We start from the raw sequence: 16,426 nt of genomic DNA on the forward strand, positions 1-16,426 counted from the left end.
TATTTAACGAACCAATTTATAACTATGACTTCACAAAACCCCAGTTCACAAGACTTAAGCTCACAAGGCAGCAGTTTACAAGGCAATGCGACAAGTAAAGAGCAGACAGACGGCTTAGTAGCGGTTGATACAGCGGTTAACCACAACGAGGCTGATGACAGATCTTTGAGTGACCATTCGGGTAGCGACAGTTTGATTAATGACGATTCTGTTCATGACGCGCCTGACAATGGTGTCAATCTTGCTGCTGTTATTGAACCGTATTTCCGTCCTGATGCAAACACTATCGTATGCGGCGCGCTTGATGAAGAAAAAGTAGCAACGCTAGCGAAAGCAGGTATTGATGTGGTGATTAACTTGCAACCGGATGCAGAGCTGAGCTTCGATGAAGCTGCCGCAGTTGAGCGCGCAGGCATGGGTTACGAGCATTTACCCATAAGTGGTGCTGCCGATTTAAAACAGCTCAAAATACTGGCGTTTGATAATATTTTGCGACAACACCATGGCAAAAAAATAGCCGTACACTGCGGGTCTGGCAATCGAGTAGGGGCAGCGATTGCTTTGCGTGCAGGCTGGTTACGTGGTCGTAAGATGGATACAGCGATGGAACGTGGTCGTAGTCATGGTTTGACAAAACTTGAAGATGAGGTGTTTAAGCGCTTGCTCGTACCACGCTAAGCCAATACTTTGTTCAGGCATCATCGTTTAATAACAAAAGGCGACCACTAGGTGGCCTTTTTTATGGGTAAATGTTTGATTTGCGTTTATCATAGAGTTCCTCAATCTCCGATAATCAGATATTGTGTTTTATTTCTTTATTTTATAAAAATGGAGCAAAGCCACCATGACGGGCTATCTCAAAGAGAACAATCAAAACGTGGATCGACAGATTAATACAGAATTTCAGCAGCGCTTGCAGCAATTATTGACTGATTTGCAGTTAGAGGACGGGCCAGCAGGCGGCGCTTTGGTGGTGTATCAGGCAGGAAAGTGTGTTGCCAAAGCAAGCACGGGAATGGCGCGCTCAGATATGCTATGGCAGCCTGATACGTTGGCGATCAACTTTTCTACTGGTAAAGGGGTGCTGGCAACGCTGGTACATGTGTTGGTTTCAAAACAATTATTGAACTATGATGCACCCATTGCTAGCTACTGGCCAGCATTTGCCGCTAATGGTAAAAAAAGCATTACTTTGCGTAGCGTACTGTCTCATCAAGCAAATCTGTTTTCTATTCAAAGCATTGATGCCGATAGTGAAACAATGCTTGATTGGGCGGTCATGTTAGAAAAAGTGGCAGCCATGCCAGTCACATCACCGACGAATGCAGACGCCTACGATAGCGCTTATAGTGCCTTAATCTACGGCTGGGTATTGGGCGGTATGATAGAGGCTGTGACCAATATGTCGTTAGCCAAAGCGTTGAGGCATTATTTAACAGAGCCTTTGGGTATTGCAGACAGCTGCTATTTTGGTGTGCCTGATGATAAAGTAGAGCAGGTAGCAACGTTGGTTCAAGATTTTGACGCGTCAGAGGATGAGGACGCATTATTACGGCATAAACGCCACAATCGTAAGCCTGTGCTAAAACCTGACTCTCAAAGTACCTTACAAACTTATCAAAATCTACCCAGCTATTTGTGTTGGCAGCAGCAGACTGTAAACAATAAAAAGGCCGTAGATAATCAAAACGTTGTAAGCTCTGATAAGCATAATGAGTTGCCAAAACTAGACACAGCGCGTATCACCCGTTTGTACTTTGATACCAGTCATCTCAATTTAAGAAACTACAAGGCAGCACTCATACCTGCCAGCAAACAACCGATTGACTATCATAAGCGTGAGACAATACAAGCAGTTATTCCAGCCGCCAATGGTGTGGCCTCAGCAGATGCACTAGCAACTATTTATACCATGTTAGCAAATGGCGGTGAGTGGCAAGGAAAAACGCTTATTGATCATAATACTTTTCAGCAGCTCTCTACACCGCAAGTGACAGGCTTAGATGCTGTTATGCCAGCTCCAATGCAATGGCGCTTGGGCTATCATAGAGTGTTTAGCTTATGCGCCCGTGAGCAAAGCGTTAATGAGGTAATCGAACCTCAGTTAGCAGGATTTGGCCATATGGGTTACAACGGCTCAGTTGCTTGGTGCGACCCTTCACGTCAATTGTCGTTTGCTTTTATTCATAACTTCGATACCACTATGTTGAATGATATTCGTCAGTTCGCATTAACAGAAGCAGTATTGCTCTTGATTGATGAGGCGCACCCAGCAAGCTAACATAAGCTGTTAACATCTATTCATCGGGCTTTATTTGGTACCATTTTGAGCAGTCTATTGGCACTAAGACCATGCATGAATATCGAAATCAAAATAACGATTGAACAGACAACCCACAGTTTAAGCGCATCTTCCTCACCGAAAAAGCCTTGATTGAGTGCATAAGCCAAATAGTATAGGGTACCAATACCGCGGATACCCAATGCTGAGATTGCATATTTTTCGGTACGAGGAAGATTCAACCCCGAAAGAGCAATAAAACCGCCAATCGGGCGTATGAATAATAAGAAAGCAAAGCTGACAATATATACGCGCCACGTTAGCTCAACCCCAGATTGCAATCCTTGACCCAAAAATATCCCGAAGGTGACCAATACTAATGTCATCAGCAAACCTTCTGATTGCTCTGCAAAGTCGTGTAGCTTTTCATGATATTCGTGTTTGTGTTCTGAACGTCGGAAAGCAAACGCGGCGATAAACACGGCAATAAAACCATAACTATGCACGAATTCTGCTAATCCGTAAGCGACTAAAGTGAGCGCAATGACGACATAACCTTGTGAGATGGTTGTGTCTTTGGTATGTTTTGAGAACACCATTTTGGCCATGACCTTACCAACGATGATACCCGTCACCAAGCCTGCACCAATTTTCCATAGCACGTCGTGAGTGAACCATTCCCAAAGCAGTTCACTGGTAATACCATGGCCCTCGCTAAATGCTTCTGCTATTTTTATTGCCAAATACACAAAAGGAAAGGCCAAGCCATCATTCAACCCCGCTTCTGAGGTTAGCGCGAAGCGCGGTGTGTCTTCACCACCTGTATTGGGTGGACCCACTTGGATACTAGAAGCCAAAACGGGATCAGTAGGTGCCAATACTGCGCCGAGTAAGAGGGCAGCTCCTAAAGTAAGACCAAAGGCATAATAGCCCAATACTGCCATCGAAAAGATACCAATCGGCATGGTGATGAGCAGAAGGCGTGTCGTGGGACGCCACAATCGCCAGCTTAAAGGGGTGTCAATTTTAATACCAGCGCTGACTAACGAAACGATGACCACAAACTCAGTGAGCTTTTCGATAATCACGCCATTATCAATCGGATCTAAAAACGTAAGTGTGATCCAAAAATAGCCTACTATCACGCCTAATGTGACTTGTAGCATGGGCAATGAAATAGGGGTCTTTTTAAAAATAACAGGAAACAGGGCGCCGAATAAAAAGGCGACACCGCAGATTAATAAGAATAAGTTATAGTTTTCTATCATAAGGGTTTTATGCACCGATATAGGGTTTTTAAGACTTGCAAACGTACAAAATGAGCAACTGATATTGATTGGTTGTTAGACGTAACGTGGATACATTTAGATAATGGAGGTATCTGCCATAAGAATATAGAAGACCTGCTTATCATGACGATAAACTGACTTCAATGTCGCAAAAAATCGTTATCAAAACGACGGCTGTGTTGTTTTTTGGTGAAAAAAAAGCCTGCATGGCGCAGGCTTCATATGTTTCTATAAGCGTTTTCTAATAATTCATAAGACAGATTGTAAGACAGAATTGATAAATAGCTGCTGGGCTTAACGCTCTACTTGGCTAACATCACGTATGGCACCAGTATCAGCACTGGTCGTCATGGCAGCATAAGCGCGAAGAGCAGGCGTCACATAACGCTCACGACTGACAGGCTTCCATGCATCGCGACCACGAGCTTCCATCACGTCACGACGAGCTGCTATCTCGGCATCACTTACTTGCATATTGATGGTGCGATTTGGGATATCGATATGAATGGTATCGCCTTCTTCAACCAGACCGATAGCACCGCCTTCAGCGGCTTCAGGGCTGGCATGGCCAATCGATAGGCCTGAGGTACCACCAGAGAAACGACCATCTGTCAGTAGCGCACACTGCTTTCCTAACCCTTTTGATTTGAGGTAAGTTGTTGGATAGAGCATCTCTTGCATACCAGGACCGCCTTTTGGCCCCTCAAAGCGAATAATGACCACATCACCGGCAACGATTTTGTCGTCTAAAACGGCAGCGACTGCATCGTCTTGAGATTCAAAAATACGCGCACGACCGGTGAAGGTTAAGATACTCTCGTCGACGCCAGCAGTTTTGACCACGCAGCCACGCTCAGCAATGTTGCCATACAGTACCGCAAGACCACCGTCTTTTGAATAAGCATGTGCTGCGCTACGGATACAGCCAGACTCACGATTCACATCCAGATTTGACCACTCTTTTGATTGTGAAAAGGCTTCAGTGGTTCGTACACCGCCTGGTGCTGCCAGAAAACGTGCGCGCGCCTCGGTATTATCAGGGTTCATGATGTCCCATTTATCAATCGCTTCTTTCATAGTATTGCTATGGATGGTTGGCACATCAGTCTTCAGTAATCCAGCACGATTAAGCTCGGCCAGTAGTGCAAAGACGCCGCCTGCACGGTGCACATCTTCCATATGATATTTTTGTGAAGCAGGGGCAACTTTTGCTAGGCAAGGCACACCGCGGCTTAAACGGTCGATATCAGCCATTTTAAAATCGATTTCAGCTTCATTGGCAGCCGCAAGTAGATGCAATATCGTATTGGTTGAACCACCCATGGCAATGTCCAAACTCATGGCATTTTCAAAAGCCGCTTTGGTTGCAATCGAGCGTGGCAATACAGAGTCATCATCTTGCTCATAGCGACGCTTGGCCAGTGAGACAATGGTACGACCGGCTTCTAAAAACAGCTCACGGCGCAGTGAATGGGTAGCAAGTAGCGAGCCGTTACCTGGTAAGGCCAGTCCTAACGCTTCCGTCAAGCAGTTCATTGAGTTGGCTGTAAACATACCAGAGCATGAACCACAAGTTGGGCAGGCTGAAGCTTCGATAGCCGCCACATCTTCATCACTGATGCTATCATCAGCCGCATCCATCATGGCATCGACAAGGTCAAGCTTACGGATGGCGCTACTGTCGTTGCTATCGGTATTGTGACTCTTACCAACAGTACTGGCCAAAATTTTGCCTGCCTCCATTGGGCCACCTGAGATAAATACCACTGGAATATTAAGGCGCATCGCAGCCATCAGCATACCAGGCGTGATTTTATCGCAGTTCGAGATACAAACCAGCGCATCAGCACAGTGAGCATTGACCATATACTCTACTGAATCAGCAATCAAGTCACGACTTGGCAATGAATACAACATGCCACTATGACCCATGGCAATACCATCATCGACAGCAATGGTATTGAACTCTTTTGCCACACCGCCTGCCTTTTCAATCTCGCGCGCGACCATTTGACCAAGATCTTTTAAATGTACATGACCTGGTACAAACTGGGTGAATGAGTTAGCAATGGCAATAATTGGTTTGCCAAAGTCGCCATCAGTCATACCAGTCGCACGCCATAGTGCACGAGCACCAGCCATATTACGACCACCAGTAGAGGTTTTTGAGCGATAATCCATGTGATATTCCTTACAAATAGGCGAGGTTTGTTAAAAATGCTTCCTCAAACGTGATGAGGATAGTTTGCTTTTTATAGAGAGTGAGGACTAGTGAATAATACTAAGTCAATACCATACCATTAGCTATGAATAATTCAAAATAGCTCAGTAATGGTAATGATTTAGAGATAATCAAAAATATGTTCAATCCGCTATTCAAGGCGCGCTAAAATAGCCTTGTCAAACCAAGGTAATTCAGCCTTGTCTGCTTCTAGCTTTACGATAGCCGCAAGCGCATGAGTAGCTGGTAACTGTTGATAGTCGCTACTTGGATCAATCGTCAATAGTGATTCGGCAGGTAATGCTTGAGTACTGAGGTTTTGCTCATCAATACTGATTAACGTCTGCTTACTATTTTTATAAAGGACGTCTATACGACCAAAGAACTGCCAGTCTTCAAAGGCGGCAAGAATAGCGTCGGCGGCATCCTTAGTGTATATCTGCTGGGTCTCTTTGCCTGTATTGGTCCAATGCAGACGAACGGCTAACTGCAATGCTTCACTAAACACAACCAATGAGCCAATCACTTTTACATGCCAAGGAGTGGTCAATAATGCTTCATCAATACCAATCAATTTAGCTGCTTCACGAGCTGACATAGTCGTATTGAATTGGGTAAGTAGCTGAGGTGTAAGGGGATGCGTCTGCTTGATAGTATCGTCTAGGCTATCGTAGTGATATAGAAAAGGCAGTGGCAAGTCTTGCGTGACAGTCTTTTTGATAATTTTACAATTGTGTATCTGCCAGCTGATGACTTTGTCGCTCAAAGCTTCTGCTAAGATGATAGCATTGGGGTCAATAGTTTGAGTACTATCTTCATTGTCAGGACTATGATGTTCACTATCGTGTACAGAATCGATATGTGCAGAATGTGTCGGTATAGAGGTTTCTGACAAAGTTTTGGGTGCCGAATTCTCAGCGTTTGTAGATGTCTCAGTTATATTTGACTGAACGGGCACAGTAGACGAATCCATAAGCATTATGTTTTTAAAGTAGGGTAGTAATATAACATTTAAAGCACTTAGCTCGCCAATAAATTAGCGAACAACGATGAGAATAGACTTTATCGCTTCTTTAAAGCACATTATCATACCTTGTACGGGCATAACGTTTAGTCCACTATATTCAAGACTGCCTAATAATTCGAAAAATCTACTGAATCATTCAACCTCAAACCAATAAAGGAATACATATGAGCCAAAATAATAAGCAAGTGACTTATGATGACAATAATATTTTTGCCAAAATGCTTAGTGGTGATATTCCCTATCACAAAGTCTATGAAGATGACAAAACGCTTGCCTTTATGGATATCATGCCACAAGCAGAAGGTCATGTACTGGTAATACCTAAGCAAAAAGCCGTTGATTTGGCAGATCTTGAGCCAGAATATGCCGCCGCTGTCTTAATGACTTGCAAAAAAGTGATGCAAGCACAGCGCCAGGTATTTGAGCGTGAAGGCATCATTCAGATGCAATTAAATGGCGCACAAGCAGGGCAGACCGTTTTTCACTATCATGTACATCTCATACCATCCAGTATTCATGAATTAGGTCGTCATGCTGTGACACAAGTAGAGAATAATCAACTGGCTGACATGGCCAAAAAGCTTACTTCGGCTATCGAAAGTTAGTTTTATTCAGGCATATTATTAGCCTGACAATCAGTACTTCTTATAATGAATCGAAAGGCAGCTGAATAGCTGTCTTTTTTATTATTTGGTAATCATGATGTAATATTCCTTAAAATATTGTTACAAAAGCAGTGATAATCTGGGGTTTTGGGACATACTGTGATAAAAACTGTGCCAACTATATAAACTTTGCTCCATATTTAACATGACTTATTAGTGCTCACTTGAAGAAGGAGTTGCTACTTTTATTATTCATTTTCTGAGGGAATCATTTTTTCATGAATAAATTACCTCGCTCCACCATTTTGCTGCCGGTCTTTGTACCCGCAGCTGCCATTATGCTTTTGCTAGTGATTGGCACCGCTATTAATCCAGAAGCTGCTGGCGAGTTATTTAGTACAGTACTGGCGTTTACCACCGATACTTTCGGTTGGTTTTATATGCTGGCAGTTGCTATCTTTTTATTATTTATTATCGCCTTAGCGTTTTCGCCTTATGGCAGTATTAAGCTTGGCCCTGACCATGCTGAAGCCGAATACAAGTTTCTTGAATGGTTTGCTATGTTGTTTTCTGCAGGATACGGCATCGCCTTACTATTTTACGGGGTGGCAGAGCCTGTATTACATTTTGCCAATCCACCAATGTCTACACCGCAGACCATTGAAGCTGCAAAAGAAGCCATGCAAATTGCCTATTTTCACTGGGGCTTTCATATTTGGGCTATTTATGGCGTCGTAGGTTTGTCGCTGGCATATTTCTCTTTTCGTCATGGACTACCGCTGTCCGTACGTTCAACCCTATATCCGCTCATTGGTGATAAAATTCATGGCCCTATCGGTCACACGGTAGATGTGTTTGCGATTTTGGGTACGATGTTCGGTATCGCTACCAGTCTAGGGCTGTCAGTTGCACAAATTAATGCGGGTCTGAATTACTTATTGCCAAATTTGGTGCCAGTGAGTACGACGGTGCAGGTTATCATTATTGCAGGTGTGACAGCAGCAGCTTTAGTATCTGTGTTAGCAGGTATGGATAAGGGCGTAAAACGCTTGTCTATCTTAAACATGCTTTTAGCGACAGCATTGATGATCTTCGTATTTATCGTTGGCCCATCGATATTTATTTTAAACGCGTTCATGGAAAATACGGGCAGCTATTTGGGCAATATTGTTGAGCGTACTTTTAGCTTACAAGCCTATCAATCAAGCGATTGGATCGGTAGTTGGACATTGTTTATCTTTGCATGGACCATTGCATGGGCACCCTTTGTCGGTCTATTTATTGCCAAAATCAGCCGTGGCCGTACTATTCGTGAGTTTGTACTTGGTGTGATGCTGGTACCAACGTTCTTCACGTTCTTCTGGTTTGCCGTCTTTGGTGATACTGCTCTACATATGATCATGGTCGATGGCTATACATCATTAATTGATGAAGTGCAAAATAACCAAGCCATCGCTCTGTTCAAATTATTAGAGAACTTGCCATTCACGCAGATCGTTTCTTCGTTAACCGTTCTTTTGATTATTACCTTTTTTGTCACATCGTCAGATTCAGGCTCATTGGTCATTGATTCGCTGGCAGCAGGTGGACGTAGTGATACACCATGGTGGCAGCGTTCGTTTTGGGTGTTAACTGAAGGTGCAGTTGCTGCGGTTTTACTGATAGCAGGTGGTTTAAGCGCTCTACAGACAGCAGCGATTGTCAGCGCATTACCATTTGCCGTTATCATATTGATCTCAACATTTGGTATGTGGCGCGCGCTACGGATTGAAGGACATCGCAATCAAAGTTTGGCCAATGACAATCATCTGCCGCCTCATCTACTCAAACTCGACGCATGGCGTGATCGTATCGATTACATGACCAATCAACCAACGCGCGAGAAGGTGCTAAATTATATCAAAGGCACAGTTTTGACATCGATGAATGAAGTGGCAGAGAAGTTTGCAGAAACAGGCTGGCTACCTGATGTCAATTATGATGAAATTAATAATCGTGCTGTACTAGAATTGAGACGCGGCGATAATGTTGAATTCTGGTATGAGGTTCGTTTGTCTGAGTATGATGTGCCCAATTACTATATAGATGATAAGGCAGGTGGTGTGCCACAAGAGCATCATTATCGTGCTGAGGTTTATCTACGCCGAGGCGGTCAAACTTATGATTTGTATGGTTATCAACCAGAGTCTATTATCAACGACATCATTGATCAGTTCGAAAAATATCTTCACTTCTTAAACATGGCACCTGACAGTCTGCCGTGGCGTATGCAGGAGCATGATGAAGATATCACGTTAGAGCAGGGTAGTGTGTTTGATAAGTAAAGATTTATTATTAAAAGTTAGTGTCCATCAATGCAAGTTATTCACGTGAATAGCTTGCATTCTATGTATGATTGCTTAGAATAACGGCTTGTCCCTCTCGTGATACAAGCCGTTTTTTATGTCTAATAACTCTTCTGTTGTATCTCCGTCTTTATCTGCTACTGACCATCCATTATTACAGCCATTAAATATCGGTGGTTTGACGATTGAAAATCGTCTGATGGTTGCGCCCATGGCAGGTGTCACCGACAACCCTTTTCGCCGATTGTGTAAATCATTTGGCGCAGGTCATGCGGTCAGCGAAATGATTATCGCTGATACAGCGCTTTATGCACGCAAAAAATCTTTATATCGCGCCAATTTTGACAATGAGATAGCACCCATTTCTGCACAGATAGCAGGCGCCGAGCCAGATAAACTGGCTGAGGCTGCCCGTTATCAGATTGATAATGGCGCACAAATTATTGATATTAATATGGGCTGTCCTGCCAAAAAAGTCTGCCGTAGACTGGCAGGCTCAGCGCTCCTACAAGATGAAGATTTGGTTGCCCGTTTGTTAGATGCGGCAGTGAATGCAGTTGATGCTCCCGTGACATTAAAAACCCGATTGGGTTTTGAGAATGGACGTGAAAATATTTTACGAGTGGCTAAGCGCGCAGAGCAGGCAGGAATTGCGGCGATTGCGATTCATGGACGTACGCGTGAAGACATGTACACGGGAGAGGCGCGTTATGAGCTGATTCGTGATGTCAAAGAAAGCATTGGCATTCCTGTGATTGCCAATGGAGACATTGATAGCGCACAAAAAGCGCAGCGAGTTTATGAGCTGACAGGCTGTGATGCTGTGATGATTGGACGTGCGGCACAAGGACAGCCATGGTTATTTCGGGATATTGGGCACTTTTTGCAGACAGGTGAAAAGCTGGATGCGCCTAGTGTTAGCGACATCAAAGAAATTGTACTGGCGCATTTACAAGAGCTTTATGATTTTTACGGTGAATATTCCGGTTGCCGGATAGCACGTAAGCATATCGCTTGGTATACAACCGGTATTCCAAATTCTAATGCCTTTAGGCAGGCAATGTATGGCGAAGAAAGTACCGCGGGTCAGTTTCAGGTGGTTGAAGCTTTTTTGCACGCGCACGAGTAATCAAACGTTGGTGGAGAAATTAAGGGCGGTCAGGTTTGATCGCATGATCTGCCTCTGAGTTGCTCTCGGGTACGGTTTTTTCTTTTTGCCACGGAAAACGACCTTCGAGCTCGACTTGTAAAGACAGACTCAAAAACGTTCGAATGAGGACGATAAAACCCAATACAAGAATACTGCGCAAAGTCGGCTCTGTGACAACAGTGGCCATAATATCAGCGGCAATCAGCACCTCTAATCCTAACAGAATTGACTTACCAACCGTTTGCCTAACTTCGATGTAAGTATCATGGTTGAATCCACGAGTTGAAAAAATACCTCGATAAAAAGCCAGAAATAGGCCAAAAAACATAATCAAGACGCCGATAACCTCGACAATTTTGGCCACCAGATCAATATAGTAGGTAAGATATTCAAGCAAAACATACACTCCTCATCAATAGTAAACAAAAACCGAATACGCAAAAAACGCTCATATAGCTTTATGAGCGCCTAAAATAGTCAAATTAACCGTTTGAGCTGGTTGTTTTATTCACTTTATCATATACTTTTTTGCTATGCTGTAACTGAATATACATAGGCACAGGACAACAAAAAGGACTTTTTATGGCTAATCCCTCAAAGAAAAAAATTACCAAAACCGTCAAAGGTAAAAATATAATTATTACAGGTGCCTCAAGTGGTATCGGCGAGCGTACTGCCTTTTTGCTTAGTGAATGCGGTGCTCATGTGATTTTGCTGGCTCGAACTGAAGACAAACTAAAAACGGTCAAAGAAAATATCGAAACACTTGGTGGCAAGGCCAGCTATTATCCATGCGATCTCACTGACATGGACGATATCGAAAGAACCAGTAAAAAGATTCTTGAAGACTTTAAGCATGTTGATGTATTGGTGAACAACGCTGGACGCTCTATTCGTCGCTCAGTTCACGAATCTGTCAATCGCTTTCATGATTTTGAGCGAACCATGGATATTAATTATTTTGGTGCTGTCAAAATTATTCTTGGTTTTTTGCCCACTATGATTGGTCGCCAAACGGGTCAAATTGTCAACATCTCATCCATTGGTGTACTGGCAAACAGTCCTCGTTTTGCAGCATACGTTGCATCGAAGTCAGCACTAGATGCATTTAGTCGCTGTTTGGCCGCCGAAGTCAAAGGCGATAATATCAAAGTGACCAATATCTTTATGCCATTGGTACGTACACCAATGATTGCACCAACCAAATTGTATCGTTATATGCCAGCGTTGATGCCTGATGAAGCGGCAATGATGGTCGCAAAAGCCATTGTGCATAAGCCCAACAGTATTGCTAGTAATATGGGTAAGTTTGCTTCAGCCAGCTACTCTTTGATGCCAGCATTTAACGTCGGTGTGCAGTCAATTGGCTATCGTATCTTTCCAAGCTCGACAGCGGCGCAGACAACTGACAGCAAGCCAAACTTTGCTCAGCGTGCGTTTGCCAGAATCCTTCCTGGTGAGCATCATTAAAATAATATTGTTATTAGCCCTGAAATCAAAAAGGATACGACGGTATCCTTTTTATGTCCCGCCCATTTATAGCAATGTTCGTATAATATAAACGGGTAGGGCATTAACAGCATTACGTAAGGCAAACCAGAATGATCTATTTTCATATGACTTTTTTCTGGTTCTATTAAAGTAAGTTTTATGAGAAGTTAAATATAAAAAAAAGTAAATCTTTCACTATCCTATTTGATACCAGTTGCCACCCACAAATACCCTCCGATATCATAACGCCCGACGCTTTTTGCACACTGAATGGCTGAGGTATTGTCAAAATGAATCGTTCCAAACAACATATCAGTTTTGGGTCTTTCTAATTGTCTACCTTGACCATTAGCCAAGTGATATATCATAGTCTGTTGCATCCATTTCCCCAAACCCTGTCCTCTATATTCAGAAAATATAATATTCTCAATAATATAAAAGCCTGTCATTCCTAAGCTATTATCAGGCTCTACTATGATGACTCCTGCTAATTTATCGTTAACATATAATAGATGAACAAAGCCTTGATCCACCCAAATTCTCATATCCTCTATCGGCTTTAGCTCCATCATCAAAGCATGTTGCGGGAATTCATCGAGCAATTTGTTATATGCCATGACATACTGGTTATAAAATTTAAGAGAGTTTGTAGATAAGAGCTCATATTTTTTATCAGCACAATAGGCCATATCTTGTTCTGCGTTTTCATTTAGCACATCCAAAGAATTTGCTAGTATACGATTGTCCCAGTGGGCTGAAGAAAAGTTTGCAGGCTCTATATCTAAATAGCTTGGCACATAGAATTGTATATATTGAGGCTTGAAGCCCTCAAATGACTTTGAGATATTATCTACCAATACATTCATACTAGTTATACTGAGTGGCTTTAGCGTAGCCGTTACAGTGACAAATGGCTGAGAGATATCCATACCACGAAAGCGAATACCACATAATGCAATATTGCCATTATCGCAGTTAATTAAACGGGTTTTGTATTCTGAGGGGTGCCGACCAGTAATGGACGCGTATTGCGCAAATAATAATGCCAAGCGATCACTTTCCAGTCTTTCTATATCTTCTTGAAGTTCATGAGCACATTGCTTATACAGATCTGTTTTAGTATATATCCTTTTCAATAGTGACGGTGCTTGATCAGCTTTTGCTTGTATTAACGATTCAATTATTTTTGTCATGTTTGGCCTAATTTATAAAAAGTATGTAGCGTATAGATACGATTTTAACAGCACAACTCAAAACCAGTTAGCTACTTTCACTGGTTTTGAGCTATTTAAATAGTTGCAGTGTGCTTCACAATATACTTTCTAGGCAGTTTAAAGTTGCTTGCGTAAGACTGTATCTACAATAAAGTACTTATTATCAAAACTCTCTGAGAAACAGCCTAAATGAATACGGGTAATTTTTATGAATAAACTTAATCAGCCCAAAGAAACTTTTTCTTGTACTGAAAATCTTACTTCAGACATTATTCCAGCATCATTTAATCTTGTATTGCGAAAGTTATTTGAGCCAGCAGGATATGCAGTAGAAAATGTTGAGCCTGAAATAGAAAGTATAGAGTATGGAGCACTTAAATTTACACTGAATGGCCAGAGGATAATTTATCGACAAGCGAAAACTACACCAAAAAAAATTGGTCAATTTGTGACAATATGGAAGCGTGAACATCCTAACAGTGAGATTTCGCCAATTGACCTGAAGGATGGGGTGGACTGGGTAATTATAGCTGCTAATGAGGGTACTAATTTTGGAGTTTTCGTTTTTAGTGCACAACTTCTAGCTAAAAAAGGCGTATTTTCAGAAGAAGCAAAGGCTGGTAAAAGAGCGATGAGAGTATATGCTCCTTGGACAAATCCAACCGCTGCTCAAGCCAAACGAACAAAAAATTGGCAGACGAAGTGCTTTTTTGACTTTGAGAGTAGCGATGCAGATTTAAAGTCTTTTACTAAAAAACTGGGATGATAATAACAAAGTACTCCAATTCCTTGATCTTTCGAAATGTAATCAATTCCCAATACTTGGCTATTGATACTTTTGAGATGTACATCAGCTGAGCTAAAAGCCTAGTCTATGTTTACTTGATAAATCATTACGTGTTTATTATATTTTTCAGGAACTCGCCCTTACTTTCTAATATTTCTTTATACAAGTAATAGGTATTCGTATTTATAAAATCCACGTACCTATAATTATTTTCTGTTATTTGAATAAGGTCAATATCGGGCATCAGCATGATAACTGGAGAATGAGTAGCAATGATAAACTGCGCCCCTTTCTTTGCTAACTGTATAATTCTCTCGACAAAATCAATCTGGCTTGCAATTGATAATGATGCTTCGGGCTCATCGAGTATATAAAGTCCTCCCCCTCTAAAACGATTAAAGAATAATGCTCTCATGGACTCTCCATGTGAGATGGTATGTAGATCCCTACCTCCATAGTAGCTATTTATTTTAGGATCAAAACTTAATTCTGAGTCCAGATTTCTCATTTCAGTGAGAAGGTTATAATAAGTTTCAGATCTATAAAAGAAAATATCTTCTATTTTTTTACCGCTTTTTGAGATTCTCAGATGTTTAGTGTAATCCAGATGCGTATTCTCAGTTTCGTAATGAAAATTTATAGAACCACCTTCGGCAGGGCACCCCAGTTTGACTGCTAAAGCCTCTAGAATAGTTGATTTGCCAGCTCCGTTTTCGCCAGTAATTACAGTGATATTTTTTGTAAAACATAAGGGATATAGATGCATAAACGGAAAATCATGAGGGATAGTGTTTAATAAGTCTATTCTTTTCAACATAGGTGCATTTTCATACATAAAGCTAATCCTTAAGAAAATTAGCGAAAATATTTATTTCTAAAGATAATGGACTAGGCTAGTCTATAAAGAAATAGATTTTAGAAAAACAGAATTAGCAGACGGTGTGCATTATTTTCTATCATAAATACTTGTCCATTCTTTATAAGTATCCTTTGTGAGTTTACCCAAAATCGAATGAAATCCGCCTGCTATGTTTTAGAACATTTAGAATTTCTAGTTCTAACTGCTCATTTGTACTGCTACTAAACTTCAAATAATAGCAAACTGAGTATACTATCCTTGATTCTATTTTTTGGATATGAGCGTATGAACGAGACGATAGCCTGAGTCACCTGCGGTAGAAACATACTCCAATTTTTCTCGTGCAACTAAGTGTATATCGTAGTAATTGGCGTAGTATTGTTCGAGTTGAGTTTGTGTTATTAAAAAAGGTGGTAAATCATTATATTTGTCATCACGTTGCTTTTTTCCATCATAAGCAAACGATAACAGTAGTTGATTTGCTGTATTATTCAACTCCATAACTTTCTGCGTGTAAAGTGTACGTAGATTTTCTGGCTCAGTATCTGGCAAAGCAACTAGGGCGCCGCGATCATAAATAGCATCTATTTGTCCAACGTGAATAGAACTCAAATCAAAAATATTACCTACCCATATTTTGAGACTCTGGCCTTTGTGCTTAGTTTGATAGCAGATCAGGTTGGGTGTAATTGAGTATGGCGGTATTGTCGCCTGCAAGCCATTTTCAGCGAAAAATTGGGTGACTGCTATTTCTGACAACTCAACACCGACAACCTCAAAACCTTCACTTAAAAACCATAGTATATCTATGCTTTTACCACATAGAGGTACAAAAACACGCCCACCTTTAGGTACATTTAAAACTTTAAAGTGCTCTATTAGCATTGGATTGGTTCTTTTTTGGGTAAAGCCAGTCTGGCTATTTTTCCATGCATTTTGCCAAAACTCAGTGTTCATAACATTGATCTTTATTTTTAAAAATTAACTTTAGATAATAGAGGTAGACTTAGATATGATTAGCGGTATATAGGTGTCTAATAGTATCAATTTATTCAAAAAATAATAGTCAGTTTGGTATTCGATATGTTCTCTGATAGAGCTTCTATCAAACTGCGCAGGGTCTTGATAGATTCCAAATTTTCGTATTAATGGAAAAG

At 41.5% G+C, this 16,426-nt stretch carries 14 protein-coding genes; 7 read left to right on the top strand and 7 right to left on the bottom strand.

Annotated features, from left to right (window positions below):
* Positions 1–24 precede the first annotated feature (24 nt).
* Positions 25–678, top strand: coding sequence for a beta-lactamase hydrolase domain-containing protein (locus CZ794_RS09500; protein ID WP_256958934.1), 654 nt, complete (start codon positions 25–27; stop codon positions 676–678).
* A gap of 166 nt (positions 679–844) precedes the next feature.
* On the top strand, positions 845–2,281 hold the full coding sequence (locus CZ794_RS09505; protein WP_087041354.1) for a serine hydrolase: 1,437 nt from the start codon (positions 845–847) through the stop codon (positions 2,279–2,281).
* A 20-nt stretch (positions 2,282–2,301) separates the two neighbouring features.
* On the opposite strand, the gene CZ794_RS09510 is transcribed toward CZ794_RS09505, so the two are convergent.
* The 3 genes from CZ794_RS09510 to CZ794_RS09520 all read right to left on the bottom strand — a co-directional run bounded on the left by CZ794_RS09510 (position 2,302) and on the right by CZ794_RS09520 (position 6,764).
* A complete protein-coding gene (locus CZ794_RS09510) occupies positions 2,302–3,549 on the bottom strand; it encodes a sodium:proton antiporter (RefSeq protein ID WP_087041355.1) in 1,248 nt (415 codons plus the stop codon).
* 315 nt (positions 3,550–3,864) lie between these two features.
* Positions 3,865–5,751 (bottom strand): dihydroxy-acid dehydratase, encoded by a 1,887-nt coding sequence (gene ilvD / locus CZ794_RS09515; protein ID WP_087041356.1) that lies wholly within the window; start codon positions 5,749–5,751, stop codon positions 3,865–3,867.
* A gap of 191 nt (positions 5,752–5,942) precedes the next feature.
* Complete coding sequence (locus tag CZ794_RS09520) at positions 5,943–6,764, bottom strand: hypothetical protein (protein WP_179207281.1); 822 nt, start codon at positions 6,762–6,764, stop codon at positions 5,943–5,945.
* A gap of 218 nt (positions 6,765–6,982) precedes the next feature.
* Here CZ794_RS09520 and CZ794_RS09525 point away from each other — a divergent pair, with 218 nt between their 5' ends.
* From CZ794_RS09525 to dusB, 3 genes are all read left to right on the top strand, one after another.
* Positions 6,983–7,423, top strand: a complete 441-nt coding sequence (locus CZ794_RS09525) for an HIT family protein (protein WP_087041358.1) — start codon at positions 6,983–6,985, stop codon at positions 7,421–7,423.
* 278 nt (positions 7,424–7,701) lie between these two features.
* Positions 7,702–9,747 carry a BCCT family transporter gene (locus tag CZ794_RS09530; protein WP_087041359.1) on the top strand — a complete coding sequence of 682 codons (2,046 nt, stop codon included), beginning with the start codon at positions 7,702–7,704 and terminating at the stop codon, positions 9,745–9,747.
* 118 nt (positions 9,748–9,865) lie between these two features.
* Positions 9,866–10,897 (top strand): tRNA dihydrouridine synthase DusB, encoded by a 1,032-nt coding sequence (dusB, locus tag CZ794_RS09535; protein WP_087041360.1) that lies wholly within the window; start codon positions 9,866–9,868, stop codon positions 10,895–10,897.
* A 19-nt stretch (positions 10,898–10,916) separates the two neighbouring features.
* On the opposite strand, the gene CZ794_RS09540 is transcribed toward dusB, so the two are convergent.
* The gene (locus tag CZ794_RS09540; protein ID WP_087041361.1) at positions 10,917–11,315 is read right to left on the bottom strand and encodes a DUF1622 domain-containing protein; all 399 of its coding nucleotides are present in this window, start codon (positions 11,313–11,315) and stop codon (positions 10,917–10,919) included.
* Positions 11,316–11,500: 185 nt separating this feature from the next.
* On the opposite strand from CZ794_RS09540, the gene CZ794_RS09545 reads away from it, so the two are divergent.
* Positions 11,501–12,388, top strand: coding sequence for an SDR family NAD(P)-dependent oxidoreductase (locus CZ794_RS09545; RefSeq protein ID WP_087041362.1), 888 nt, complete (start codon positions 11,501–11,503; stop codon positions 12,386–12,388).
* A gap of 221 nt (positions 12,389–12,609) precedes the next feature.
* On the opposite strand, the gene CZ794_RS09550 is transcribed toward CZ794_RS09545, so the two are convergent.
* The gene (locus CZ794_RS09550; RefSeq protein ID WP_087041363.1) at positions 12,610–13,602 is read right to left on the bottom strand and encodes a GNAT family N-acetyltransferase; all 993 of its coding nucleotides are present in this window, start codon (positions 13,600–13,602) and stop codon (positions 12,610–12,612) included.
* 229 nt (positions 13,603–13,831) lie between these two features.
* Here CZ794_RS09550 and CZ794_RS09555 point away from each other — a divergent pair, with 229 nt between their 5' ends.
* Positions 13,832–14,389, top strand: a complete 558-nt coding sequence (locus tag CZ794_RS09555; protein ID WP_087041364.1) for a MepB family protein — start codon at positions 13,832–13,834, stop codon at positions 14,387–14,389.
* A gap of 127 nt (positions 14,390–14,516) precedes the next feature.
* Here the strand turns inward: CZ794_RS09555 and CZ794_RS09560 are convergent, their stop codons facing one another.
* On the bottom strand, positions 14,517–15,245 hold the full coding sequence (locus CZ794_RS09560) for an AAA family ATPase (protein ID WP_087041365.1): 729 nt from the start codon (positions 15,243–15,245) through the stop codon (positions 14,517–14,519).
* A gap of 288 nt (positions 15,246–15,533) precedes the next feature.
* Positions 15,534–16,226, bottom strand: a complete 693-nt coding sequence (locus CZ794_RS09565) for a thiopurine S-methyltransferase (RefSeq protein WP_087041366.1) — start codon at positions 16,224–16,226, stop codon at positions 15,534–15,536.
* Positions 16,227–16,426 lie beyond the last annotated feature (200 nt).

Origin of the sequence: Psychrobacter sp. JB385, assembly GCF_900163785.1 — a bacterium.
In the GTDB taxonomy this organism is placed as follows: domain Bacteria; phylum Pseudomonadota; class Gammaproteobacteria; order Pseudomonadales; family Moraxellaceae; genus Psychrobacter.

Bases quoted from the DNA above. Each gene is read 5' to 3' on its own strand.
- CZ794_RS09500 (WP_256958934.1), top strand. From the start codon at position 25: ATGACTTCACAAAACCCCAGTTCACAAGACTTAAGCTCACAAGGCAGC.
- CZ794_RS09505 (WP_087041354.1), top strand. From the start codon at position 845: ATGACGGGCTATCTCAAAGAGAACAATCAAAACGTGGATCGACAGATT.
- CZ794_RS09510 (WP_087041355.1), bottom strand. From the start codon at position 3,549: ATGATAGAAAACTATAACTTATTCTTATTAATCTGCGGTGTCGCCTTT.
- ilvD (WP_087041356.1), bottom strand. From the start codon at position 5,751: ATGGATTATCGCTCAAAAACCTCTACTGGTGGTCGTAATATGGCTGGT.
- CZ794_RS09520 (WP_179207281.1), bottom strand. From the start codon at position 6,764: ATGGATTCGTCTACTGTGCCCGTTCAGTCAAATATAACTGAGACATCT.
- CZ794_RS09525 (WP_087041358.1), top strand. From the start codon at position 6,983: ATGAGCCAAAATAATAAGCAAGTGACTTATGATGACAATAATATTTTT.
- CZ794_RS09530 (WP_087041359.1), top strand. From the start codon at position 7,702: ATGAATAAATTACCTCGCTCCACCATTTTGCTGCCGGTCTTTGTACCC.
- dusB (WP_087041360.1), top strand. From the start codon at position 9,866: ATGTCTAATAACTCTTCTGTTGTATCTCCGTCTTTATCTGCTACTGAC.
- CZ794_RS09545 (WP_087041362.1), top strand. From the start codon at position 11,501: ATGGCTAATCCCTCAAAGAAAAAAATTACCAAAACCGTCAAAGGTAAA.
- CZ794_RS09550 (WP_087041363.1), bottom strand. From the start codon at position 13,602: ATGACAAAAATAATTGAATCGTTAATACAAGCAAAAGCTGATCAAGCA.
- CZ794_RS09555 (WP_087041364.1), top strand. From the start codon at position 13,832: ATGAATAAACTTAATCAGCCCAAAGAAACTTTTTCTTGTACTGAAAAT.
- CZ794_RS09560 (WP_087041365.1), bottom strand. From the start codon at position 15,245: ATGTATGAAAATGCACCTATGTTGAAAAGAATAGACTTATTAAACACT.
- CZ794_RS09565 (WP_087041366.1), bottom strand. From the start codon at position 16,226: ATGAACACTGAGTTTTGGCAAAATGCATGGAAAAATAGCCAGACTGGC.